Raw genomic sequence first — 1,292 nt, 5'->3', positions numbered from 1 at the left:
ACGTTCGCCTGGACGCCTTCCCGCTGACCCCCAACGGCAAACTCGACCGCAAGGCGCTGCCGGCACCGGACGAGGCGGCCTATGTCAAGCGCGCCTATGAAGCGCCGCAAGGCGAGGTCGAAGAGACGCTCGCCCAGCTATGGCGCGAGCTGCTCGGCGTCGAGCAAGTCGGCCGACAAGACAACTTCTTCGAACTGGGCGGGCACTCGCTCATGGCGGTGAGCCTCATCGAGCGCATGCGCCAGGCAGGGCTGGAAACCGAGGTTCAAACGCTGTTCCACGCTGCGACACTTTCCGAGCTTGCGGCTGAAACGAATGAGATTGAGGAGATTGTGCTGTGAGCGTCGCTGGATTGCTGTCCTTGTTGGAAGAGAATCAGATCGCACTGGATCTGAAAGGTGACCAGCTGGTCGTACGCGGCAACAAGGGCGCGTTGGCAGACAAGGCCCTTGTTGCGCGTTTGCGCGATCACAAGGAGGAGCTGATCGAACTGCTCAAGAGCGGCACTTATCGCGGCAAAGCAGGCCGCGCCGTGATTGTGCCGCCCAATTTGCTGACCGCGGATACCGCATTCATCACGCCAGACCTTTTACCGCTGGTGAGTCTCTGTCAGACAGAGATTGATCGGATCGTTGCCCAGGTACCCGGCGGCGTGAAGAACATCCAGGACATCTACCCCCTGGCCCCGCTGCAAGAAGGCATCCTGTTCCACCACCTGATGAGCGAGCACGGGGATGCTTATCTATTGCCCGGGTTGCTGTCTTTCAATAGTCGCGCCCGTCTCGAGGGGTTTGTGGCGGCGATTGAAGGTGTCATCGCCCGCCACGACATTCTCCGTACCGCAATCCTTTGGGAGGGGCTGGAGCAACCGGTGCAGGTCGTGCTGCGTGAAGCCCGGCTCAAGTACACCGTTCTGAGCCTGAATCCGGACGATGGCGCCATTGAGACGCAACTCCAGGATCGCTTTGATCCGAGCCACTACCGCATGAACATCGGCGAGGCCCCGCTGCTCGAATGCCGCATGGCCGAAGACCCGGACAACGACCGTTGGCTGCTGCACATCCTGGCGCACCACCTGGCGATCGACCACACCACGCTCGAGCTGCTGGTCGAAGAAGCCGAAGCGATCGACCAAGGCGGGCACGCGCACCTGCCCACCCCGGTTCCGTTCCGCAACTTCGTGGCGCAAGCGCGCCTCGGCGTGAGCGAAGCCGAACACGAAGCGTTCTTCACCGAGATGCTCGGCGACCTCGACGAGCCCAGCGCCCCGTTCGGCCTCATGGACGTGCAGG

The 1,292-nt window shown here is 62.2% G+C and carries 2 protein-coding genes; both read left to right on the top strand.

Annotated features, from left to right (window positions below; genetic code table 11):
• Positions 1-341: phosphopantetheine-binding protein (locus I8J34_RS24045; protein WP_214364163.1), on the top strand; the 341-nt coding region annotated here is incomplete at its 5' end.
• The coding region (locus I8J34_RS24040; protein ID WP_230411991.1) for a condensation domain-containing protein at positions 338-1,292 on the top strand (955 nt) is incomplete at its 3' end. The genes I8J34_RS24045 and I8J34_RS24040, both read left to right, overlap by 4 nt.

It is taken from the genome of Denitromonas iodatirespirans (assembly GCF_018524365.1).
Classification (GTDB): domain Bacteria; phylum Pseudomonadota; class Gammaproteobacteria; order Burkholderiales; family Rhodocyclaceae; genus Nitrogeniibacter; species Nitrogeniibacter iodatirespirans.
This window is presented reverse-complemented; position numbering and strand designations above follow the sequence as displayed.